This is a genomic window from Rubneribacter sp. (genome assembly GCF_965361815.1).
Map to the genome: position 1 here is coordinate 1 of NZ_CBDTNW010000096.1, position 20904 is coordinate 20904.

Genomic DNA, 20904 nt, shown 5'->3' on the forward strand with positions numbered 1-20904 from the left:
TGTTTTCTTCTCCTTTGTCCAAGCACCCTGAATCTCCCTCCCCTCCCCCCGGAAGGGGTGGCGGGTGCGTTACTTGCGGTCGATGAAACCAATCGGTCACGCCACGTATTCCGCCAAAGCGGGATACTCGTTAAGATGCTGCCTGACGTAGCATCGCTTAAAGGCTGCAAACGCGCTTTCACGCCTCAGCAATGCGCTCAAACGCATTTTGGTCCATGCGGACCGTTCGTTTTCGCCATAGGTTTGAAGCTCGGTAAACAGAACGTTCATCTCCTTCTGGAGCTCCCTCATTCGATGGCTGCTCGCTTGCGTGCGCATTCCTGTTTTGCGTGTGTTGAACACCTCAAAAACCAGCTCTGACGTCCGTTTTGCCTCGTCGTCTTGCTGAATTGGCCGAACGTCGAGCTCACTGCCCTTCATGCCAAAATGAATGGCGGCTTCCGGATCGCGCTTGCAGCAGTCGATGATGCCTGCAGCGTACCGCGATTTGTTTTTCACCTGATTGCAATGCGAGCACGACCAGAAAAGGTTGTCCCAGTCGAATTTCAAGTCATGGCGCCTTCCCCGTTCATGGGGAAGCAAGTGCTCGACATTAGGGTCTTGCAGCCCCTTCAGCTCGCAAATGTAACACTTATCGTTGAAATCGGATGCAAGACGCTCGATAACGTCTTTTCCATTGCACGCCCCGTCGGCCTTGCGCGCCTCCACGGCAAGCGATGCCGGCGCGGGCTGGCTCCTTTCCACTTTTACCATATGGCTACCTCATCCTCTGAGCCAATTCCAACTTGATCTGCTTGTACTCGGTTGCAAATTCAAGACCAAGGTAGTCGGGAGTCTCGTCGAGATAGAGTTCGAGCCGCACGATTTCCTCAAGCTCGTCGTTCGTGAGCTCAGGCTTTTCCGCAAGCTCCTTGTAGCGAGAGAACTTCTCCGACAACTCCTCAGACAAAGTATCTGCTTTGAAATAGCCTTCCACTATCCCCTCATACGGAACATTGGTGAGGCCGCCTTCAACAAGCATTCTTCTTTCAAGGTCATAGATGATCACATCGTCAACGCTGCTTATCACAAACGGAGAATGCGTCGACACCAGGAACTGCACATGAGGAAAGAGCTGCGTGAGCATCGGCAGTATTTTCCTTTGCAGCTGCAGGTGCAAATGCGTTTCTATCTCGTCGATGAGCACGATCCCGGGAAGGGCGAAATCGAACCGGTAACCTATCTGACGTTTCATTCGCATCATCAGGTCGAGCACAATATCAAACACCGCAGCGTACCCACTTGACATGCTGTTGAAGTCAAACGGCCCCCGATCATCCATGCTGATGAAGAACTCGAACGTGTCCTCATCGAAGACGATCTCCACGGAAGCATCGTCGAAAACGTCGCGTAGAAGATCTTGGAGGTTGTCAAACCACTGGGTAATCTCTTGGGCTTTAGCAGTACTGCCATTTGAGATGGCAAGCGCTTGCGTCATTTTAAGATCGAGCAGGTACTTGACAAAATCTTTGCGCGGATAATCTTCCTCTATGCCGTAGCTTTCCTTGAGCTCTACTTTTTCGATCTGCTTGGGAATGATCGCCGAGAAGGTTCGGTCGCATTTGTAGAATGCGACGACAAAACGTCCTTGAGAGAACGCCGACTTAAACTTGGAAGCAGGGCATGAGAACTCCAGATCCAAACCGTGCGAACTCTCTTCTATCTTTTCGTGCCAAAACTTTATGCGCTCTTTGGTTCTCTCAGCCTCTTCCAAATCGTTGTTTGCGAGTTGCGTTTTTAGCGAACCCTCATCTACGGGAAGGCTTTTCTTTGCGGTGGCGAGTCTGTCGTGCTTTGTGATGGAATCAAGGTAGCCTGCCACTGCCTCCATCAAACTTGTCTTGCCGCTGCCGTTTTTCCCTGTAAGGATAAGATGTTTACGTTTGTCTATTGAGAGAGGGATAGTGACATCGCAAAGATGTCTTACTTTGTTAACATGTAGCTGAGTTATATACATCTCTGACATGTCGGTTCCTGTCTTTCGGAATTGCCTGGTGGAAGCCGTGACACGCTTCATTATCGCAAATGATTTTCCGACGGAGTCCACAACGCTAAAAACAAGTTCGAATCAGCATAGCCCGCCCTAACAAGCAAGGTATCACTTGTAGTCGGCGGGGTTCTTGGAGGCCGAGCCGGTGGTGTTGCCCTTGCCGCGCAGCTCGCGGCCGAAGCGGACGGCTTCCTCGCCGAAGCGGTCGCGCACCAGGTCGGTGGCCTCGATGAGGCCGCGGCGCTTGCGCTCGTCCTTGATGGCGGGCGGCGCGTCGCCTTCGGCGGGCGCGGCTTCGGAGACGTCGAAGAGGCTCTGCTGCACCGCACCTCCTTCGGCAAAGCCGCTCATCCCCACCCCTATCAGGCGAAGCGGCATGCCGGGCCGCCACACCTCGTCCACCATGCGCTCAAGCAGCGGCGTGAAGGCCAGCTCGTCGTCGGAGGGGGCGGGCAGCTGGCGCTGCACCGAGCGCACGCTGCGATCGTCGAACTTCACCCGCAGGCTCAGCGTGCGTCCTTTAAGCCCTTTACGGCGCAGACGGCGCCCCACCTTCGCCGCCATCGTGGCGATGGCGGCCTCCACGTCGGCGCGCTCGGTGAGGTCGCGGGCGAACGTCGTCTCGTTGGAGACGGATTTGACCGCGTCGTCCTCCTCCACCGGGGCGTTGTCGCCTCCGTTCGCGCGCACGTGCATGACCAGGCCGTTCTTGCCGAACAAGCGCACGAGCATGCTCACGTCGGCGTCCGCGAGATCGCCGAGCGTGCGGATGCCATGCGAGCGCAGCCGCTCCTCGGCCGCCGCGCCGACGCCGCTTAACGCGCGCACGGGCAAAGGCGCGAGGAAATCCCGCTCGCCGCCCGGGTACACCACGGTGAGGCCGCGCGGCTTGTCCATGTCGGAGGCGATCTTGGCGACGGTCTTGGACGTTCCCACGCCGATGGAGCACGTTACGCCCAGCTCCTCCACGCGCCGCTGTATGCGTCGCGCCACCGCTGCGGGATGCTCGCGGTTCACGGCGGTGGGCGTGACGTCCAAAAACGCCTCGTCGATGCTCACCTGCTGCACGTGCGGCGTCTCGTCGTGCAGGATGGCCATGATCTGGTTGGACATCTGGCGGTAGCGGTCGAAGCGCCCGCGGGTCCAGATGGCGTGGGGACACAGGCGGCGCGCGGTGGACGAGGGCATGGCGCTGCGCACGCCGAAGGGCCGCGCCTCGTAGGAGGCCGTGGACACCACCCCGTGCTTGTCGGGGTCGCCTCCCACGATGACGGGCTTGCCGCGCCAGGCCGGATGGTCCAGTTGCTCGACGGAGGCGAAGAACGCGTCCAGGTCCACAAGCAGGATGGCCGGCCCCTCCCAAGAAGGGAGCGGCAGGGCGCTTTCGCGTGGGGTGCTTTCGCCGCGCATCCTCTCCCTCCTTTTTGCATACGAACGAACGTTCTTATATTGTAGAGTGGGAAAGCGATGTTGTCAATCGGCGCGCGATGCGCGAGGGGCGATGCGCGGCCGAGCGCGTCCGAATGAACGCGGCGGGGCGCACCGCCCCTCCCCTCGCGGCTATCCGGCAATGCCGGTCACTTCGTAATCCTGCGCTTCGACGGCGGCTTTCAGGACCTCGTCGGGCACCTCGCGGGCAAGCTTTGCCACGGCGGTGCCGGCGTCCAGGTCCACGACGGCCTCCTCCACGCCGTCCACCTCTTCGAGGGCCTGCTTCACGTGCGCGACGCAGCGCTGGCACATCATGCCCTCAACGTGCAGGGTCTTCTCCATGACGATCTCCTTTCGCTCGGGCGCTCCCGCGCCCCCTTGCATGTTGGCGCCGGCGGGCACCTTCGAGGTTTCGGCAGTCTCCCGGACGCTCGAGGCGCCCTCGGCTTCAATCCCGGCCGACGCGAAACGCGGGCGCCAGCCGCGCAGCCGCAGGGCGTTGGTCACCACGCACACCGAACTCGCGCTCATGGCGGCTGCGGCTATCATGGGGTTGAGGTTCACGCCCCAGGCCGAAAGCGCGCCGGCGGCCACAGGAATGCACACCGCGTTGTAGATGAGCGCCCAGAACAGGTTCTGCTTGATAGTGCGCATCGTGGCGCGCGAGAGCTGGATGGCGGCCGGCACGTCCAGAGGATCGCTTCGCATGAGCACGACGTCGGCGCTTTCTATGGCGATGTCGGTACCTGCACCGATGGCGATGCCCACGTCGGCACGGGCGAGGGCGGGCGCGTCGTTCACGCCGTCGCCCACCATGGCGACCGCGCCCCGCACGGCCAGGCGGCGGATCTCGCGCTCCTTGCCCTCGGGCAGCACCCCGGCCACCACCTCGTCGGCGCCCACCTGGCGCTGGACGGCGGCGGCGGTGCGCTCGTTGTCGCCGGTGAGCATGACCGTGCGCACGCCCATGGCGGCAAGCTCGCGCAGGGCGGCGGCGCTCGTGGGCTTCACGGTGTCGGCCACGGCGATCAAGCCGAGCATCTTGCCGTCCTGGGCGAAGAACAGCGGCGTCTTGCCCTCGTCGGCAAGCCGAGCGGCTCCGTCGGCCAGCGCGCCGACGTCCACGCCGCGCTCCGCCATGAGGCGCGCGTTGCCGGCGAGCGCGAACGCCCCCTCGACCCGCGCCTCCAGGCCGCCGCCGGGCACCTGGGCGAACCCCTCCACTGCTTGCGCGCAGGCGCCTCTTCCCCGCGCGAACTCCGTCACTGCGCGGGCAAGTGGATGCTCGGAGCGTTCCTCCAGGGAAAGCGCCAGGTCAAGCAGGCGCGGCTCGCTGGCACCGGGAGCGGCCTTAACGTCGGTCACGCTCGGCTCGCCTTTGGTCACGGTGCCCGTTTTGTCGAACACGACGGTCCGCACCCCATGAGCCGTCTCCAAGGCCTCGGCCGACTTCACCAGGATGCCGCGCTGCGCCCCGCGACCGGTGCCTACCATCACGGCCGTGGGCGTGGCCAGACCGAGCGCGCAGGGGCACGATATGACGAGCACGCTCACCGCATGCGAGAGCGCCACCTCCAGCGTCGCGCCGAAGGCGAGCGTCCATACGGCAAACGTGACGAGCGCCACGGCGATGACCGCGGGCACGAACACGCCCGAGATGCGGTCGGCCAGCTTCTCCACGGGGGCTTTCGTGGAGGTGGCCTCGTCCACGAGGCGCACGATGCCGGCAAGCGTCGTGTCGTCGCCCACGCGGTCGGCCCGCATGGCGAACCAGCCTGTGCGGTTGACGGTGCCCCCCGTCACCTGATCGCCCGGGTGTTTGTCCACGGGCACGCTCTCGCCGGTCACCACCGATTCGTCCACCGTGCCCGCGCCCTCCATGAGCGTGCCGTCCACCGGCACGCCCTCGCCGGCGCGCACCACAAGGACGTCCCCTTCGCGCACCTCGTCGGCGCCGATGCGCTCCTCGCGGCCCTCGACCAGGCGGGTGGCCTCCTTCGGCGCGAGGTCCATGAGCTTGGCGATGGCGTCGGTGGTCTTGCCCTTCGCGCGTGCCTCGAAGTACTTGCCGAGCGTGATGAGCGTGAGGATCATGGCGGCCGACTCGAAGTAGAGGTCCATGGCGGCCGCATGCGCGCCGTGAACGTTGCCCGCGCCAAGCGCGTAGCCTATCTTGTAGAGCGCGTAGACGCCGTAGAGAGTGGAGGCCGCCGAGCCGATGGCAATGAGCGAGTCCATGTTCGGCGCGCCGTGCGCAAGCGTCTTGAAGCCCACGCGAAAGAACTTGAAATTCACGAAGATCACGGGCAGGAGCAGCAGAAACTGCGTGAGGGCGAAGGGCATGACGTTCGCCTCGCCCACAAGAAATCCCGGCAGCGGCCAGCCGAACATGTGGCCCATGGACAGGTAGAACAACGGCACGGTGAACACCGCGGACACGATGAGGCGCGTGCGCACGAGCCTGGCCTCGGCGGCGGCGTCGGTCACGGGGCGTGCCTGGGCCGCGCGCGGCGCTGCGGAGGCGTGCGCCTCGCCGCGCTCAGGGCGGGCGAAGGCGCCGTAGCCCGCCTTCTCCACGGCGCGCTCGACGGCCTCGACGGTTCCGGGCGCGCCGTCAAGCTCCACCTCCATGCGGTTTTTGAGCAGGTTCACGGCCACATCCTGCACGCCGTTCACGGTGCGCGCGGCCTTCTCCACGCGTGCCGAGCATGCGGCGCAGGTCATGCCCGTGATGTCGAACGTTCGCTTCACAACGATTCCTCATATAGTCTCTCTGCCGCTTCTCGCGCAGCGGCTGCGCTCTTTTCCCGCAGATGCGAACACGGGGTCAGGGGATGTGCTTGGAGCTTCCTGGGACAGAGGGTGCAGGGGGCTTCTTTCGGATGCCTTTCGGGCGCACAGCTTTGACGCGAATTCAGACGCACGGATGTTTCACGTGAAACATCCGCGGGCGGCATCTAGGGCAGCGCGTCAACGCGAGAACTTCCGCAGAAGCTGCATGACCTCGTCCACCACCTCGACGTTGCCGCGCTGGATCTGCTCGACCACGCACGTTTCCAAGTGGTCTTGCAGCATGAGCTCCGAAACGCGGTGCACGGCGCTTTCGGCGGCTGCGAGCTGCACGAGGACGTCCCCGCAGTAACGGTTGTCGTCGATCATGCTCTTCACGCCGTTGAGCTGGCCTATCACGCGGTTGAGGCGCTTTTGCAGGTCGTTTTGCAGCTCCTGCGAGCGCGGCGTCTCCTTGTGGTGGCAGCATTCCTTTCCGTCCATGCCGCCCTCCTTCCATTCGCTTCATATGCCCCCAGGGGGCATCTTGACATCGAGGGCAGTATATACCCTCCGGGGGCATTGTCAAGTCATGTTTGGGCAACGGCGCGGGCGGCGGGGCGCATGATGGAGGGGCGGGCGACGCGCAGCGATGTCCTCAGAGCATGCGCACGGTGTGAACATGACGCACGTGGACGTGGGCGCGTGCAGAACGCGACGCCTGCGAGCGCGGCGCGCCATGCTGCAAGCGACATGCGCGGCGGGCGACGGGGTACGCCATACTGCAGGCGGCATGCGTGGCGCGCGGCGGGGCGCGTGGTACAATGCTGCGCCTGGAAGCTGGCGTTGCGGGAAGGAGCGGGTTGTGTGCAGGCGTTTCGTCGCGGTTGATCGGGCCGAGGTCGCCCGCATCGCCGCAGAGGTCGCGCGCAGCTTGGAGGCGCGGGAAGACGCGGGTGGGAAGCTGGGGGCACTCGATGCGCTCGGAAGCTTTCGGGCGAGCCTGTCCAGGCCGGTTGCGGACGGCCCCGGGGAGCGCCGCGACGCCTTCCCTTCGTCGGTTGCGGCGCTCATCGTGCCCACGGGGCTTGGAACGCAGCTGGCCATCGCGGATATGATCTGGGGATACGAGGTACCCTGGAAGAAGGGTCCCGTGTTCAACACGCGCATCGAGACGGCGCTCGGCGCCTCTTCGAGCATGTGGCGCGCGTCGCTTAAGCGCCGACGATGCCTTGTGCCGGCCTGGGGGTTCTTCGAATCCCACGCGACCGAGACGGTGCCAAGCCCGCGCACGGGCAGTCCGATGCGCCGCCCCTACGCCTTCGCGCGCACCGACGGCGCGCCGCTGCTTTTGGCGGGAATACATGAGGCCGGGCGCTTCTCGCTCATGACCACCAGGCCCTCCGCCGTCGTCGCGCCGGTTCACGACCGCATGCCGCTTACGCTCGACGCGGATGGGGCCGCCTTGTGGCTTACCGGGGATTTCGCGGCGCTCCTCAGCCGCGCCGCACCGGCCCTCCGGGCTGCTCCGGAGGCGTGAGGGCCTCGCCGAGCGCACCGAGGGTCGCATCGCGCGGCTTCGCCCACGCATGCGGAGGCTGTCGACGCAAAACCCGCCGTGAAGGCCGCAAGGGGCCTGGCGAGAGCAGGGCATGGGCCGCGAAAAGCCGGGCGTGGATCAAGCGGCGGGCCGCAAAGGACAGGCGAAAGCCGGGCAGGCATGCAAAAGGCCGGGCGTGGATCGAGCGGGAGCCTCAAAGGGCTGGGCGCAGATCAGGGGCTGCAGGTCGGCGATGATCGGCGCGAATCAGCCGAATCGGTGCCAGCCGGCCCAACAGGCGTCAACCAGTCGAATCGGTGCCAACCAGCAACAGCGTCAACCAGCCCAACAGGCGTCAACCAGGCGAATCGACGGGCCCGAATGTTTCACGTGAAACATTCGTACGCTCCAAAAAAAAGGGCGGCAGCCGTTTCGCCGCCGTCGCGCGGCCTTACCCTCGATCCGGCCGCCTCTTGATGCGCAGAAGGCGCGCGAAGGACGATTCGTCGATCGGCTCGAACATGACCCATTTCCCATCGCGGTACGTCCGCGCAGCGTCGTAAGCGGCGCGGACGGGCTCGGAGAACGCCTGGCGATCGGCCTCGAACCGTGCCCGCTCGTCCCTCCCTAAGATAACCATGAAGCCCACGCATGCCTCCCTGGCGTGCAGCGAGCAAAGCCTCCTGCCTCCCTTGCGGTACGCGCGCTCGTAAGTCCACGCCTTGCCGCCCGCGTTCCAGACAGGCTCCGCGTCGTAGCGCTCTTCGACAAGCGCGCGCAGTCCCGTCCACACGCCGAGCAAGGACTCTCCCAAAAGGGCGGCCATCTCGTTTTCGGTCGGCGGTCGGTCCATCATGAGGGTCTCCTTTTCCGCAGGTGCACGTCTGGCCACCCAGTATACACGATGCATCTTGTCAACGACTCGCCGGCGTTCGCACGGAAGTGTCGCGGCCTTTCGACGGAAAGGGCTTCGGCATCGGCTTTCGCTTCGCCCCGTCGCTGTTTTCCGTCGCAGGATGTTTCACGTGAAACATCTGTTCGTGGACAGCGGGCCGCAAAATTGGCCGCAGGAGTCGCGGAAAACCAAGTGCGAGCGTCTGACCAGCACCGATTCGCACGAATCGACACAGGTCGGCGCTAATCGGCAGGTCAGGATGTTTCACGTGAAACATTCGTACGCCTCGCAAGGGAGTTGGGCGGCGTTATCGTCCGCGCTCGGAGAGCGCCAGGCCGCCCACGGTGAGCAGCACGCCGACGATGACGGGCGGCGTGAGCGGCTCGCCAAGCACCAGGGCCGAGGCAAGCACGGTGAGCGCCGGAACCAGGTAAATGTAGAGGCTCGCGGTCACGGGACCCAGCTTCCCCACCGCAAGGTTCCACGTCACGAAGCACAGCGCGCTCGCGCCTAGGCCGAGGAAGGCGAGGTTGCCCCACACCTCGGGCAGCGCAAGCGAGGCCCAATCCGGCGAGAAGCCGAAAAACGGCAGCGCGAGGGCCATGAACAGAAGCCCCCAGGCGAAGGTGCGCCGCGTGACGAGGACGCCGTCCAGACCAAACGAAGCGATCTTGTCCGTGACGAGGGAATACGCTGCCCACGTGAGAGCTGCCGCAAGCGCGAGGAGCACGCCTGCGGCCTCGAAGCCCGCTTCCTCGGCAAGGCCGCGCGCGAAGGCCCCTCCCCCGAAGCTCACGAGCACGACGCCCGTCATGGCCACCGCAAAGCCCAGGAAGAAGGCCGCGCGCGGCCGCCTTTTCAGCAGCAGCGCCGACAGGATGCCCGTGAACAGGGGCGCGGCGGCCACCACCACGCCCACCATCGACGCCGAGGAGAAGGTGAGCGCGATGTTCTCCAGCAGGTAGTACAGCGCGACGCCCGTGGCGCCGGCCAAGGCGAACCAGCCTTCCTGCGAGCGGCGCGCAAGGCGCAGGCGGCGCGGACGCAGCGCCATGAGCGCGAGGAACCCCACGACGAAGCGCAGAAACAGTATCTCGATGGGGGAAAGATGCACAAGCAGCACTTTCGTGGACACGAACGTCACCGCCCACACGAGCACGGTGACGAGCGCGAGAACGTGGCCCTTCACGACCGGCGCCCCCTTTCAGCCCCCGCGCGGTAGCGTGCCGGGGTGAGGCCGAAGTGCGCCTTGAACACGCGGGTCAGGTGCGCCTGGTCGGAGAATCCGGACCGCGCGGCCGCCTGAGCCGGCGCAAGGCCGTCCGCCAGCAGGTGGCGGGCGCGGTTCGCGCGCAGCGTCTGCAGGTAGCGATGCGGCGTAAGGCCGGTGCGGGCCGAGAACGCGCGCACGAGGTGGCAGCGCGAAAGCCCTGCCACCTCGGCAAGCTCGGAAAGGGAAGCGCCTTCGACGCAGTTCCGTTCGAGCAGCGCCCGGGCGCGCTCGACCCCCGCAGAGGACGACGCAGCGGCATCGGAGGCGCGCCGCCCGACGGGCGCGCAATGCGCCGCGATGCGCGCGACGAGCACGGCCAGGGCCTCTTCCTGCGCGAGCGCGTCGGCATCCGGGCTGGTCGCGAGCGCGCACACGTCGGCCATCGCCCGGATGAGCGTCGCGTCGCGGACGACGAAGCTCTCCGGGCGCCCGGGTTCGCCGCTTCCGCCAAGCAGGCGCGCGAGCAGCGCATCGGGCACGGTCACGCTCCGATAGCAAAGCGCCGCGTCGTCCGCCGGACGGCATCCGTGCGCCTCGCCAGGGGCGAACAACACCGCCTGCCCCGGCCCGACGTCGAGGGTCCGGCCGCCGCATGACGTGCGCCGCCTGCCCCGCGCGAAGGCGCCCACCGTCCAAAAGTCGTGGAAGTGCCTGGGGAACGGCTGGGCAACGCCCTCGAGAGAGATCGCTTCGACGCCTGGAACGTTCCGGAGCGCGCAGACGCGTCGAACCTCGGCCCCCGCGCGGTGGCCGGCCGAAGCCGCATTCCGTTTCGCACGTGCTTCCATTTCCCGTCCTCTCGTCCGAAACGGGAACGATACCACGAAGCCGCGCCGCGCGCTTGAACGAAATTGCGGACGGCGGGCGCGGCGACACATCGTCGAACACAGCGGCGCGTTGTCGAACGCAGCGGCGCGTTGTCGAACGCAGCGGCGCGTTGCCGAACGCGCTCGAATGTTTCAAGTGAAACATTCGTTTGCGCATACAGATGTTTCACGTGAAACATCTTGAGGGGGTTGCGCCAGGCACCGCACCTCATGAGGCGTCAAGCCACCGAAAAGCCGCTGCGCAGACCGCATCGCCGTCGGAAGGCCGCAGCGGCAGAGAGTCCCTATGGCGTCGAAAAAGCCTCGATGTTAGAGCGCCATGCCACCGAAGAGTCGCAACAGCAAAGGCCCGCAGCGGAGCCAGAGGGGCTGCAGCAGCGGAAGATCGCTGCGACAAGGAGGCCGCAGCGGCAGAGTCCGTTGCGCCAAAGGGCCTCGACGTTGGAGCACCATGCCACCGAAGAGTCGCAACAGCGAAAGGACGCAACGGCATCAAGGAAGCCGCAACATCGGGGGATCGCAGCGGCGCCAGAGAGGCTGCGGTAGCGGAGGGCCGTCGCAGCCTGCATCGCCTAACTGCGGGATCAGCGGCGCGCGAGCAGCTCTCCTCGCGTGGAGATGACGGCCACCTCGACGGGCACGTCCTTGCCGCTGCGCTCGACGGCCGTGCGCACGGCGCGCTCGATCCCGCCGCAGCAGGGAACCTCCATGCGCGCGACCGTAACCGAAGCCACGTTGTTAGACGAAAGGATGTCGGTCAATTTGTCGGCGTAGTCCACGCCATCGAGCTTCGGGCAGCCGATGAGCGTCACCTTTCCGCGCATGAAATCGCGATGGAAGTCGGCGTAAGCGAAGGCGGTGCAATCGGCGGCCACAAGGATGTCGGCGCCCTCAAAGTATGGCGCCCGCGCGGGCACGAGCTTGATCTCCACCGGCCACTGGGCCAAGCGGGATGGCGAGCGCCCCTCGTCCGCGCTTTCGTCGTCGCCGCGCCCGCTCGCCCCTTCGCCGCCGTGTCCGAAGAAGCGCGAGAGCGATCCCGGGCAGCCACCCGCCGGCGCAGCAGGCGCCGGCACAGCCGAAGCCACGGTCGAAGCCGCTGCCGGCGCGGCCGCCTTCTGCGCCGCGCGAACGGCCTCTTCGTCATAGGCCGCCGCCTCCCGCTCGACGAACGAGATGGCCCCGGTCGGGCACGCGGGCAGGCAGTCGCCCAGTCCGTCGCAGAAATCGTCGCGCAAAAGGCGCGCCTTGCCTCCCACCAGACCGATAGCTCCCTCATGGCAGGCCGAAACACAGAGGCCGCAACCGTTGCAAGCGTCCTCGTCTATCTGAATGATCGTGCGTATCACAAAATCTCCCTTCTCCCTAAGTTCGCAGGTTCTCGAGTTAGCAGGTTCTTGGGTTTGCAGGTTCTTGGGTTTGCAGGTTCTCGAGTTCGCAGGTCCTCAGGTTCGCAAATTCTCAGGTTCGCAAGTTCTTGGGTTCGCAGCTTTGAGGATTCACGGGTTCTCCGATCCTCACCTGCCACCGAAGATATCACTCCAGGACGCCCTCATCCGTTGCATTTGCAACATTTGGGATGATTTTCCGCACGCTTCTAACGGGGACGAGGATGCGAGCGAACGGCCGGTCAATCCAGCGAGCGCTCGCTCATACGCGCTTTCTCAGATACTCAGCCTTGATTTCGCCTATCGTTTTTCCTCCGATGCCGAAATTTTCGTCCGGCAATTCCTTGATGGTAACCGAGAAAAACTCTTGCGGCACATTCATTATTTCAGAAGACACCTCTGTCAGGCGTTTGATCAACGCATCCTTTTGTTCAGTTGACAAAACTCCGCTCTCAATCGTTATGTACGGCATGTTCGATCTCCTTTCAATGCGTCGCCCTGTATCGAAAAGACCACGCAGCCAACCAGCTGCAGCAAGGGGCTTTTCGCTCCGCTCGCCTATCCAGGCTGCCAAAGATCGGCTGCAAGCGCGGCATGCGCCCCTTTCCCCGCCTCTTTCCACCGCATCGAAACCTTATGCGCCAATCCGAAACATACCTGGCAAAACCCTCCGTGACAGGCGTTTTCGCACTCCAGGCCATTCTAACCTATTGGGTCTAGCCCGTTTCGCGCGAAACAGCGCGACCGCAGCAGAACAGCGCCTGAAAAATTCCTTGCTCCCCCCTCTTGACAGATCGCGCTCCATTCCTATACTTATGAACAATTGCTCATATGTTAAGAGGTGAATATGACTGACGAGAAGCATGAAGCGCCGACGGCTGTCGCGTCCGCAAGCACGCACGATCACAACTGCACGTGCGGAGACGCAAGCCACATCGCCCCCGACCGCCCGCCCGAGGGCCTTCCCGACGAGGAACTGCTCTACGAGCTGGCCGACCTGTTCAAGGTGTTCGGCGACACGACGCGCATCAAGATCCTCTACGCCCTCATGGGCCAGGAGCTGTGCGTCGCCGACCTCGCCGAGCTCATCGGCGCCACGCAAAGCGCCGTGTCGCACCAGCTGCGCACGCTCAAGCAGGCCCGCCTCGTCAAGTTCCAACGCGACGGCAAGAACGTCATCTACTCGCTGTCGGACGACCACGTGTACACCGTGCTCGCCCAGGGCATGACCCACATCTGCGAATAGCCCATCCGGCTGCTGCGGCCAAGGATCCTTGCACCCCGCGCCGCGCGCCCGCCCGGGATGGCGCCGAACGACCCGAAAGGAACCGCCATGCGCAAGGCTTTCAAACTCCAGGACCTCGATTGCGCGAACTGCGCTGCGAAGATGGAGAACGGCATCAGGAACATCGACGGCGTGAAGAGCGCCACGGTCAGCTTCATGACGCAGAAGCTCGTGATCGAAGCCGACGACGACCGCTTCGACGCCATCGTCGAGGAGGCCGCCCGCATCTGCAAGAAGATCGAACCCGACTGCGTCATCTTGCGCTAGCCATTTCGAACCCAGAGGGGAACTGCTCGCTGCACGAACGGATGTCTCACGTGAAACATCCGCGCGCCGGCGCGCCCTCCCCTCCCCGATCCCAAGGTTGGAGACCATGAACAAGAAGCAGAAACGCACGAGGAACCGCATTCTCCTCGCCATCGCGCTGTTCGCCGTTGCCTACGCCATCGCCGAGCTTGCGCCGCTCGCCACGTGGCTCGGGAGCGTTACGGCGGCGCTGTGGGCGGAGTTCGCGCTCTTCCTCGTCCCCTACCTCATCGCCGGTTACGACGTGCTGCTGCGCGCGGCGAAGAACATACGCACCGGCCAGGTGTTCGACGAGAACTTCCTCATGACGGTGGCCACCATTGGCGCGTTTGCGCTGGTGCTGTTCCCCGACAGCGACCCGCACATGGCCGAAGGCGCGGCCGTCATGCTGTTCTACCAGGTGGGCGAGCTGTTCCAAAGCTACGCTGTGGGCAAGAGCCGCAAATCCATCGCCGACATGATGGACATCGCGCCCGAGTTCGCCAACGTGGAGCGCAATGGCGAACTGGTGCAGGTGGACCCCTACGAGGTGGCCGTGGGCGACGAGATCCGGGTGTTGGCCGGCGAGCGCGTGCCGCTCGACGGCATCGTGATCGCCGGAACCTCGCAGCTTGACACGGCGGCCCTCACAGGCGAATCGGTGCCGCGCGAGGTGCGCGAGGGCGACGAGATCATCTCGGGCTGCGTGAACCTGACCGGCCTCATCACCGTGCGCGTGACGAAACCCTACGAGCAGTCCACCGTGTCGCGCATCCTCGAGCTTGTGGAGAACGCGGCCGAGAAGAAGGCCCGCACCGAGAACTTCATCACCCGCTTCGCCCGCTACTACACGCCGGCGGTCACCGGGATCGCGGTGCTGCTGGCCGTCGTGCCGCCGCTTCTGCTTGGGCAAAGCTGGTCGGACTGGGTGCAGCGCGGCCTTATCTTCCTCGTGGTGTCGTGCCCCTGCGCGCTTGTCATCAGCGTGCCGTTGTCGTTCTTCGGCGGCATCGGCGGCGCCTCGCGCCTTGGCATCCTTGTGAAGGGCAGCAACTACCTGGAGGCGCTCGCAGCCGCGGAGACCGTCGTGTTCGACAAGACGGGCACGCTCACCGACGGCTCGTTCAACGTGGTGGCCATCCACCCGCAGGCCGGCATCGACCCCGACCGGCTGCTGTCTATCGCGGCGCACGCGGAGGCGTACTCGAACCACCCCATCGCGCTTTCGGTGCGCACGGCCTACGCAGGGCCCATCGACCAGCAGCGCATCGACGACGTGCAGGAGCAGAGCGGCCATGGCGTGCGCGCGCGCATCGACGAGCATGTGGTGTACGTGGGCAACGACAAGCTCATGAGCGAGTGTGGCGTGGGCTGCTGCGAGTGCGAGCTCACCGGCACCATCCTCCACGTGTCGCTTGACGGCGCCTACCTCGGTCACATCGTCATCGCCGACGTCATCAAGCCCGACGCCGCCGAGGCCATCGCCGCGCTGCGGGCCGCGGGCGTGAAGAAGACCGTCATGCTCACGGGCGACCGCGCCGACGTGGCCGCCGCCGTGGCCAACGAGCTGGGCATCGACGAGTTCCGCGCGCAGCTCTTACCTCAAGACAAGGTCGCCGAAGTGGAGAAGCTGCTCGAGGATACCCACAAGAGGGGCGCCGGGAAGGGAAAGCTTGCCTTCGTGGGCGACGGCATCAACGACGCCCCGGTGCTCACGCGCGCCGACATCGGCATCGCCATGGGCGCGATGGGCTCGGACGCGGCCATCGAGGCGGCCGATGTGGTGCTCATGGACGACAAGCCGTCGAACATCGCGCGGGCCATGCGCATCGCCCGCAAGACCATGGGCATCGTGTGGCAGAACATCGTGTTCGCCCTCGGCGTGAAGCTCCTCGTGCTGGTGCTGGCCGCCGTGGGCATCGCGAACATGTGGCTCGCGGTGTTCGCCGACGTGGGCGTGGCCGTCATCGCCATCCTGAACGCCATGCGGGCGATGAGTGCGAGGGAGTGAGACGAGCCTTGCGATCAGCCCAACCCGGGTGCGCGGCGGGCGCCAAAGCTCATCCTCTCACGATCAGCGCGATCGCAAGGGCCGCCGTCACCGCTGCGGAAAGGATCACGCTCGCCGCGACGGCCGTGCGGACAGACCTCGTCGAAAACGCGCGCAAGCGCGCACGCGGAAACCTCACGCGTCCCAGGCGTCCTCCTCGGCGGCGCGCACGATCCTCCAGGCGGTGTAGCCGTCGAGCGACGAGAAGTCGATGGCGCGGAACACGTAATCGGGGATGCGGCCCTGCCGGTGGAGCCGCTCGATGTCGCGACGCTGCCGGGGCGTGGCCGGCTCCTTGCGCGCCCGGGCGCTGCGCTTGTTTTTCGAGCGCTCGATGAGGTGCGTGATGATCTGGCCCGCCTCGGCCTTCGTCAGCCCGTCCTCCATGCCGTCGCGCAGGTCGGCCAGCTCGTCGGGCGCGCACAGCTTCTCCACGAGGGCGAGCTGCTTCTCCGAGGCGGGACGGGCGCCCCAGCGGTCGGCGTTGCGGCGGTCCCACAGCTGCCGCTGGTCGGCGGCCTTGCGCTCGAGGAGGCCGCGCGCCTCGTCGAAGAGGCGCTGCAGGGGCATGCGCGCGCTCGAGGAGAGCACGAGCCCCGTCTTGCGGTCGGCTATCTCGAGCACCGATGTTCCCACCAGGTCCTCCGGTGGGATGCGCAGGACCACACGTTCGGTGGAGACGGTGAACGTGCCGTCGCCCAGCTGCACCCAGTTGACGCCGCGCGCATCCAGGCCCTCGCCCTCCCCGCTTGCGAACAGGTCGACCTGCCGCGCGCGCAGCGCCCAGGAAAGCGGCGTGTCGTCGAAGGAGCGGAAGCGCTCCTCCATCTTGCTGACCGGACCCTCCACCGCGCGCATCCGGTAGCGCTCGGGCAGCTTGCCCGGGTCAAGGCCCAGAAGCGTCGGCGCGGTGCACAGGTTCGCATCGTAGGAGACGCCCACGCAGTCCACAAGCCGCACGCGCTCCTTCCCCGGCGATCGGCGCAGGCCGCGGCCCACCATCTGCGTGTAGAGCGTGGGGTTTTTCGTCGGACGCGCGATGAGCACGCTCTCGATGCCGGGAATGTCGGTGCCCTCGGTGAGCACGAGGTTGTTGACCAGGCACGGGAACTCGCCACGGCCAAATGCCGCGATGAGCTCCTCCCGCTTCGAAACGGGCGTGTTGGCCTCCACCACGCGCGCGCCGTCGATGAGCGCCGCCAGCTCGTAGGCGTGGTCCACGCTTGCCGCGAACACAAGCGTCTGCCCGCAGGCGTACCTGCGGTACGCGGCGGCTATCTGCTCGTTCGTCTCGGGCGTGTTCACGGCCCTATCCAGGTCGTGCAGGCGGAAGTCCCGCTCGCCGGTGGCGCTGTTGCGGCTCGTCTTGATGGCGCGCGAATCGTAGTCCACCACCACCTGGCGGCAGTCGATGTCGGCCAGGTACCCCTGCCCGATGCCCCAGCGAATGTCGCGCGCGAACACGATGCGCTCGAACACGTCCGACAGGCGCACTTTGTCGCCGCGGTTCGGCGTGGCCGTGAACCCCAGGTGCAGGCGCGGTTTGAAGTAATCGTAGATCTTGCGGTAAGAGGGCGCTGCGGCATGGTGCGCCTCGTCGGTGACGATGAGGTCGAAGTCCCCCGGGCGGAACCGGTCGAGCCTCCGTACGAGCGAGGCCGCCGACGCCGCCACCACCTCCTCGCCCGCGCTTGTGCGCTCGGCCATCTCGATGCCCACGGGCACGTCGTAGTAGGACTGCGCCTGTTCGAGGATCTCGCGCCGGTGCGCCAAGACGAGCACGCGCCCGCGCCGCGCGAGCCGCGCGAACGTGACCGTCTTGCCCAGGCCGGTGGCCATCTGCACAAGGTACGCGCCGGACTCGAGCGCGTTGCACACGTCAACGCACTCCTGCTGGTAGTCGCGCAGCTTGAGCGTGGTGCGGTCCTGCGTGGGAGGCTCCTTTCGGGTCCGGGGCGCGCGTGCGGCCGGCGTGCGCGGCCGTTGCGGGCAGTATAGCAGATGGCGCGCGGTCCGCGCGAACGCCCCGCTCACGCCCGCATACGGCGGCCGCACGCCGCCTTTGTCCCCCAAGGGCCGCTTGCATGGATATAATAAGTGCCGGCCCGCCGCGGCACCCGCCGGTCGCGGCGGCGGGCCGGCATCGCAAGGCACATCGAGAAGAGGCAGGCACCATGGCGTACCAAGACGAAATCACCCACATGGACCGTGCCGAGCTGGAGGCGCTCCAGCTCGAACGCCTGAAAAAGGCGGTGGTCTACTGCTACGAGAAAATCCCCTTCTACAAGGAGAACTTCGACGCCGTCGGGTTCGACCCCTACGCGCTCTCGTCGTTCGAGGATCTTCGAAAAGCGTCGTTCACCACCAAAGACGACATGCGCGCCGCCTACCCCTACGGTCTTTTCGCCCTGCCGAAGGAGGAGGTGAAGGAGATCCACATGTCCAGCGGCACCACCGGCGTGGCCACCGTGAGCGGCTACACCGAGCACGACCTGCAGGTGTGGGGGGACTGCTTCGCCCGCGGCATCGGGTACGCCGGCGGCACGGAGGAGGACATCTGCCATGTGTGCTACGGTTACGGCCTGTTCACCGGCGGTTTGGGAGCGCACTACGGCGGCTTGGCGGCCGGCTGCATGACCATCCCCATGAGCTCGGGCAACACCAAGCGCCAGATCAAAGTGCTCAACACCATGGGATCGTCCATCATCTGCTGCACCCCCAGCTACGCCATGTACATCGCCGACACCGCCATCGCCGACGGGTTCGACCCCAAGAAGGACTTCAAGCTCAAAGCCGGCATCCACGGCGCCGAGGCGTGGTCGAACCAGTTCCGCGAGAACCTGGAGGAGAAGCTGGGCTATAAGGCGCTCGACGTGTACGGCCTCACGGAGATCATGGGCCCGGGCGTTGCCATGGAGTGCCTGGAGCAAAACGGCCTGCATGTGGCCGAGGACCACTTCTTCGCCGAGATCCTCGATCCGGAGACGCACGAGCCGGTGCCGGACGGCGAATGGGGCGAGCTGGTCATCACCACGCTCGACAAGGAGGCCACGCCGGTCATCAGGTACCGCACCAAGGACATCACGCGCATCATCCCCGGGGTGTGCGCCTGCGGTCGCACGCATCGACGCATCGACCGTTTGCACGGACGCACCGACGACATGATGATCATCCGCGGCGTGAACGTGTTCCCCAGCCAGATAGAGAACGTATGCGCCGCGTTCCCCGAGGTGGCGGACTGGTATCAAATTGAACTCACGCGTGAGAACTCGCTGGATGTGGCCACGCTCAAGATAGAGATCAACCCCGAGTTCCCCATGGACGAGATCCGCAAGATCGAGGATCTGCAAAAGCGCGTGAAGCAGGCGCTCAAAGACGAGCTGGCCACCACCATCCAGGTGAAGATCGTCGAGCCGTACACCATCCAGCGGTCGGAGGGCAAAGCCGTCCGCATCGTCGATTTGCGCAGCGAGGAGGAGAAGTAAATGACCGATCAGCTGACTGTCTTTTTGGGCAACACCGAAGGACGCCTGACGGCGCTTTGCCGGGCTTTAGGAGATGCGGGCATCCAGATGCACGCTTTGGCCCTGGCCGACACCACGGATTACGGCATCGTGCGCATCATCTGCGACAACCCCGCGAAGGCCATGGCGGCCCTTGGCGAGGAGGGCTTCGCCGCCAGCCTTGCGAAGGTGGCGGCCGTGGAGGTGCCCAACGTGCCCGGCGGCCTGGCGCAGGTGTTTGGCGCGCTTGACCAGGCGGGCTTGAGCATCGAGTACTGCTACTGCTTCGCCACCGCCGAGGGGCATGCCACCGTGGCCTGCAAGGTGGACGAGCGCGCCGTTGCGCTTTTGGAGGAGGCCGGCTTCAAAGTGCTCCACCCGAACGACTTGTACGCGGCGTAAAAGAGGCTCGTCAAACATGCCGAAGCCCCGAGCTTGCAGCGAGGCTCGGGGCTTCGGCGTTTACGGGGAAGAGCAGGGCGCGTTGCGCGTCCGTCGCTACGCCTCTTCGCGCTCCAGGCGAAGGGCAAGCTGAGCGAGGCGCTTGTCAAGCTCTTCGTCCACGCGCTCAATGACGAGATGGACGAACTCGGTTCCGTCGCGTCCGTCCACATCCTTCATGAATCGGGAGAGAGCGCCATAGTAGCGACTCGCGCTTTCCTGGTCGGCTTTGAATACAATGGGCGGGTAGCCTGCCATCATGAGCTGATAATTGAGCAGGACGCGCCCCGTGCGTCCATTGCCGTCACCAAACGGATGGACGTCCTCGAACACCAGGTGAAATAGCGCCGCGTTCGCAACCGGGGATTTCGCCAAGTCGTCAGCAACAAGCGCGCGCATAAGTTCCGGCACCCGCTTCGCGGGCGGCGGATAGATGGGCGACGTGGAGACGTAGCGCATATCCCAGCGGTATTCGCCCGGATCAGTCTCGTCAAGACTGGTCGAGCCAATGCGGTGCAGGTCTTTCACAAGAGCTTCCGTCAACGGCTCCTGCTCCTTCGCCGCTTTGCGGGCACGCTCGAAGGCGCGAGATGCGTCGATCACTTCAAGGTGATCTTTCATCGGCTTGCTTGGCGCAGTCAAATCCTGCTGGAGGATCAACCCTGTTTCCAACAACGAAAGAGTGTTTCCTTCAAGAGCTGTCGTAGCATGCACGAAGTCGATGCGAAACGCCTCGTAAAGGTTGCCGGACTCGCGTGCGGCGGCAAACCCGTGCGCCACAAGCTCGTCACGTTTAAGGGCAAGTCGTTCGAGGGGTGCATCAAGCGAAGGATCGTAGCAGGGCCGAATGTCGAAGCGTTGCAAATTGGCCTGATGGCGCTTCAAGAAGGCAAGCTGCTCGTCCGTTACGCCGTACATGCGCTCATAGCCGGTTGCGTATTCGAGTCCCTCAAGCGCGGTTTCGCTGTCCATGCATGCCGCTCCTTTCGACAACGCCATTGTAACAAAGCCTAAGGAGGGGCGGAGGTTTTACACCTTTCATAGAGAATTGAGGAATAGAAGGATGGCAGGGTGCCGATGCAGCCGTCATGCAAGATGATTGGCGATTTTTGCCCAAGTTCCCAAGTTATGAGTTGCAAGTTGTCGAGTTATGAGTTTTTTCGCGCTTGAAAATCTAATGAGTTTTGT

Annotated in this window: 18 protein-coding genes; 6 read left to right on the forward strand and 12 right to left on the reverse strand. The window is 64.8% G+C overall.

Going from position 1 to position 20904, the window contains the following annotated elements; translation table 11 throughout:
* Positions 1–96 precede the first annotated feature (96 nt).
* From ACWKY3_RS07040 to ACWKY3_RS07060, 5 genes are all read right to left on the reverse strand, one after another.
* A complete protein-coding gene (locus ACWKY3_RS07040) occupies positions 97–753 on the reverse strand; it encodes a hypothetical protein (protein ID WP_449315719.1) in 657 nt (218 codons plus the stop codon).
* A 4-nt stretch (positions 754–757) separates the two neighbouring features.
* Positions 758–2005: an AAA family ATPase gene (locus tag ACWKY3_RS07045; protein WP_449315720.1), complete on the reverse strand. Its 1248-nt coding sequence runs from the start codon at positions 2003–2005 to the stop codon at positions 758–760.
* A gap of 132 nt (positions 2006–2137) precedes the next feature.
* Positions 2138–3439: a DNA polymerase IV gene (dinB, locus tag ACWKY3_RS07050; RefSeq protein ID WP_449315721.1), complete on the reverse strand. Its 1302-nt coding sequence runs from the start codon at positions 3437–3439 to the stop codon at positions 2138–2140.
* 150 nt (positions 3440–3589) lie between these two features.
* Positions 3590–6211: a heavy metal translocating P-type ATPase gene (locus ACWKY3_RS07055; protein ID WP_449315722.1), complete on the reverse strand. Its 2622-nt coding sequence runs from the start codon at positions 6209–6211 to the stop codon at positions 3590–3592.
* A 219-nt stretch (positions 6212–6430) separates the two neighbouring features.
* Positions 6431–6733, reverse strand: coding sequence for a metal-sensing transcriptional repressor (locus ACWKY3_RS07060; protein WP_449315723.1), 303 nt, complete (start codon positions 6731–6733; stop codon positions 6431–6433).
* Positions 6734–7094: 361 nt separating this feature from the next.
* On the opposite strand from ACWKY3_RS07060, the gene ACWKY3_RS07065 reads away from it, so the two are divergent.
* On the forward strand, positions 7095–7769 hold the full coding sequence (locus ACWKY3_RS07065; RefSeq protein ID WP_449315724.1) for an SOS response-associated peptidase: 675 nt from the start codon (positions 7095–7097) through the stop codon (positions 7767–7769).
* Between the two features lie 451 nt (positions 7770–8220).
* On the opposite strand, the gene ACWKY3_RS07070 is transcribed toward ACWKY3_RS07065, so the two are convergent.
* The 5 genes from ACWKY3_RS07070 to dmpI all read right to left on the reverse strand — a co-directional run bounded on the left by ACWKY3_RS07070 (position 8221) and on the right by dmpI (position 12624).
* Positions 8221–8625 carry a DUF3788 domain-containing protein gene (locus ACWKY3_RS07070; protein WP_449315725.1) on the reverse strand — a complete coding sequence of 135 codons (405 nt, stop codon included), beginning with the start codon at positions 8623–8625 and terminating at the stop codon, positions 8221–8223.
* A gap of 346 nt (positions 8626–8971) precedes the next feature.
* Positions 8972–9853 carry a DMT family transporter gene (locus ACWKY3_RS07075; RefSeq protein ID WP_449315726.1) on the reverse strand — a complete coding sequence of 294 codons (882 nt, stop codon included), beginning with the start codon at positions 9851–9853 and terminating at the stop codon, positions 8972–8974.
* Positions 9850–10725, reverse strand: a complete 876-nt coding sequence (locus ACWKY3_RS07080; protein ID WP_449315727.1) for an AraC family transcriptional regulator — start codon at positions 10723–10725, stop codon at positions 9850–9852. Before ACWKY3_RS07080 ends, ACWKY3_RS07075 begins: the two co-directional genes overlap by 4 nt.
* A gap of 623 nt (positions 10726–11348) precedes the next feature.
* Positions 11349–12113 (reverse strand): ATP-binding protein, encoded by a 765-nt coding sequence (locus ACWKY3_RS07085; protein ID WP_449315728.1) that lies wholly within the window; start codon positions 12111–12113, stop codon positions 11349–11351.
* A 301-nt stretch (positions 12114–12414) separates the two neighbouring features.
* Positions 12415–12624, reverse strand: a complete 210-nt coding sequence (gene dmpI, locus ACWKY3_RS07090; RefSeq protein WP_449315729.1) for a 4-oxalocrotonate tautomerase DmpI — start codon at positions 12622–12624, stop codon at positions 12415–12417.
* A gap of 375 nt (positions 12625–12999) precedes the next feature.
* On the opposite strand from dmpI, the gene ACWKY3_RS07095 reads away from it, so the two are divergent.
* From ACWKY3_RS07095 to ACWKY3_RS07105, 3 genes are all read left to right on the forward strand, one after another.
* Entirely contained in the window at positions 13000–13398 is a 399-nt protein-coding gene (locus ACWKY3_RS07095; RefSeq protein ID WP_449315730.1) for an ArsR/SmtB family transcription factor, read from the forward strand.
* Between the two features lie 87 nt (positions 13399–13485).
* Positions 13486–13704 carry a cation transporter gene (locus ACWKY3_RS07100; protein WP_449315731.1) on the forward strand — a complete coding sequence of 73 codons (219 nt, stop codon included), beginning with the start codon at positions 13486–13488 and terminating at the stop codon, positions 13702–13704.
* A 106-nt stretch (positions 13705–13810) separates the two neighbouring features.
* The gene (locus ACWKY3_RS07105) at positions 13811–15733 is read left to right on the forward strand and encodes a heavy metal translocating P-type ATPase (protein WP_449315732.1); all 1923 of its coding nucleotides are present in this window, start codon (positions 13811–13813) and stop codon (positions 15731–15733) included.
* A gap of 174 nt (positions 15734–15907) precedes the next feature.
* Here the strand turns inward: ACWKY3_RS07105 and ACWKY3_RS07110 are convergent, their stop codons facing one another.
* On the reverse strand, positions 15908–17827 hold the full coding sequence (locus tag ACWKY3_RS07110; RefSeq protein WP_449315733.1) for a DEAD/DEAH box helicase: 1920 nt from the start codon (positions 17825–17827) through the stop codon (positions 15908–15910).
* A 119-nt stretch (positions 17828–17946) separates the two neighbouring features.
* On the opposite strand from ACWKY3_RS07110, the gene ACWKY3_RS07115 reads away from it, so the two are divergent.
* Complete coding sequence (locus tag ACWKY3_RS07115) at positions 17947–19257, forward strand: phenylacetate--CoA ligase family protein (RefSeq protein WP_449315734.1); 1311 nt, start codon at positions 17947–17949, stop codon at positions 19255–19257.
* The gene (locus ACWKY3_RS07120; RefSeq protein WP_449315735.1) at positions 19258–19677 is read left to right on the forward strand and encodes an amino acid-binding protein; all 420 of its coding nucleotides are present in this window, start codon (positions 19258–19260) and stop codon (positions 19675–19677) included.
* Positions 19678–19773: 96 nt separating this feature from the next.
* On the opposite strand, the gene ACWKY3_RS07125 is transcribed toward ACWKY3_RS07120, so the two are convergent.
* Positions 19774–20688 (reverse strand): Fic family protein, encoded by a 915-nt coding sequence (locus tag ACWKY3_RS07125; protein WP_449315736.1) that lies wholly within the window; start codon positions 20686–20688, stop codon positions 19774–19776.
* Positions 20689–20904: the final 216 nt, after the last annotated feature.

Bases quoted from the DNA above. Each gene is read 5' to 3' on its own strand.
- ACWKY3_RS07060 (WP_449315723.1), bottom strand. From the start codon at position 6,733: ATGGACGGAAAGGAATGCTGCCACCACAAGGAGACGCCGCGCTCGCAG.
- dmpI (WP_449315729.1), bottom strand. From the start codon at position 12,624: ATGCCGTACATAACGATTGAGAGCGGAGTTTTGTCAACTGAACAAAAG.
- dinB (WP_449315721.1), bottom strand. From the start codon at position 3,439: ATGCGCGGCGAAAGCACCCCACGCGAAAGCGCCCTGCCGCTCCCTTCT.
- ACWKY3_RS07045 (WP_449315720.1), bottom strand. From the start codon at position 2,005: ATGTCAGAGATGTATATAACTCAGCTACATGTTAACAAAGTAAGACAT.
- ACWKY3_RS07115 (WP_449315734.1), top strand. From the start codon at position 17,947: ATGGCGTACCAAGACGAAATCACCCACATGGACCGTGCCGAGCTGGAG.
- ACWKY3_RS07095 (WP_449315730.1), top strand. From the start codon at position 13,000: ATGACTGACGAGAAGCATGAAGCGCCGACGGCTGTCGCGTCCGCAAGC.
- ACWKY3_RS07080 (WP_449315727.1), bottom strand. From the start codon at position 10,725: ATGGAAGCACGTGCGAAACGGAATGCGGCTTCGGCCGGCCACCGCGCG.
- ACWKY3_RS07100 (WP_449315731.1), top strand. From the start codon at position 13,486: ATGCGCAAGGCTTTCAAACTCCAGGACCTCGATTGCGCGAACTGCGCT.
- ACWKY3_RS07105 (WP_449315732.1), top strand. From the start codon at position 13,811: ATGAACAAGAAGCAGAAACGCACGAGGAACCGCATTCTCCTCGCCATC.
- ACWKY3_RS07120 (WP_449315735.1), top strand. From the start codon at position 19,258: ATGACCGATCAGCTGACTGTCTTTTTGGGCAACACCGAAGGACGCCTG.
- ACWKY3_RS07070 (WP_449315725.1), bottom strand. From the start codon at position 8,625: ATGATGGACCGACCGCCGACCGAAAACGAGATGGCCGCCCTTTTGGGA.
- ACWKY3_RS07040 (WP_449315719.1), bottom strand. From the start codon at position 753: ATGGTAAAAGTGGAAAGGAGCCAGCCCGCGCCGGCATCGCTTGCCGTG.
- ACWKY3_RS07125 (WP_449315736.1), bottom strand. From the start codon at position 20,688: ATGGACAGCGAAACCGCGCTTGAGGGACTCGAATACGCAACCGGCTAT.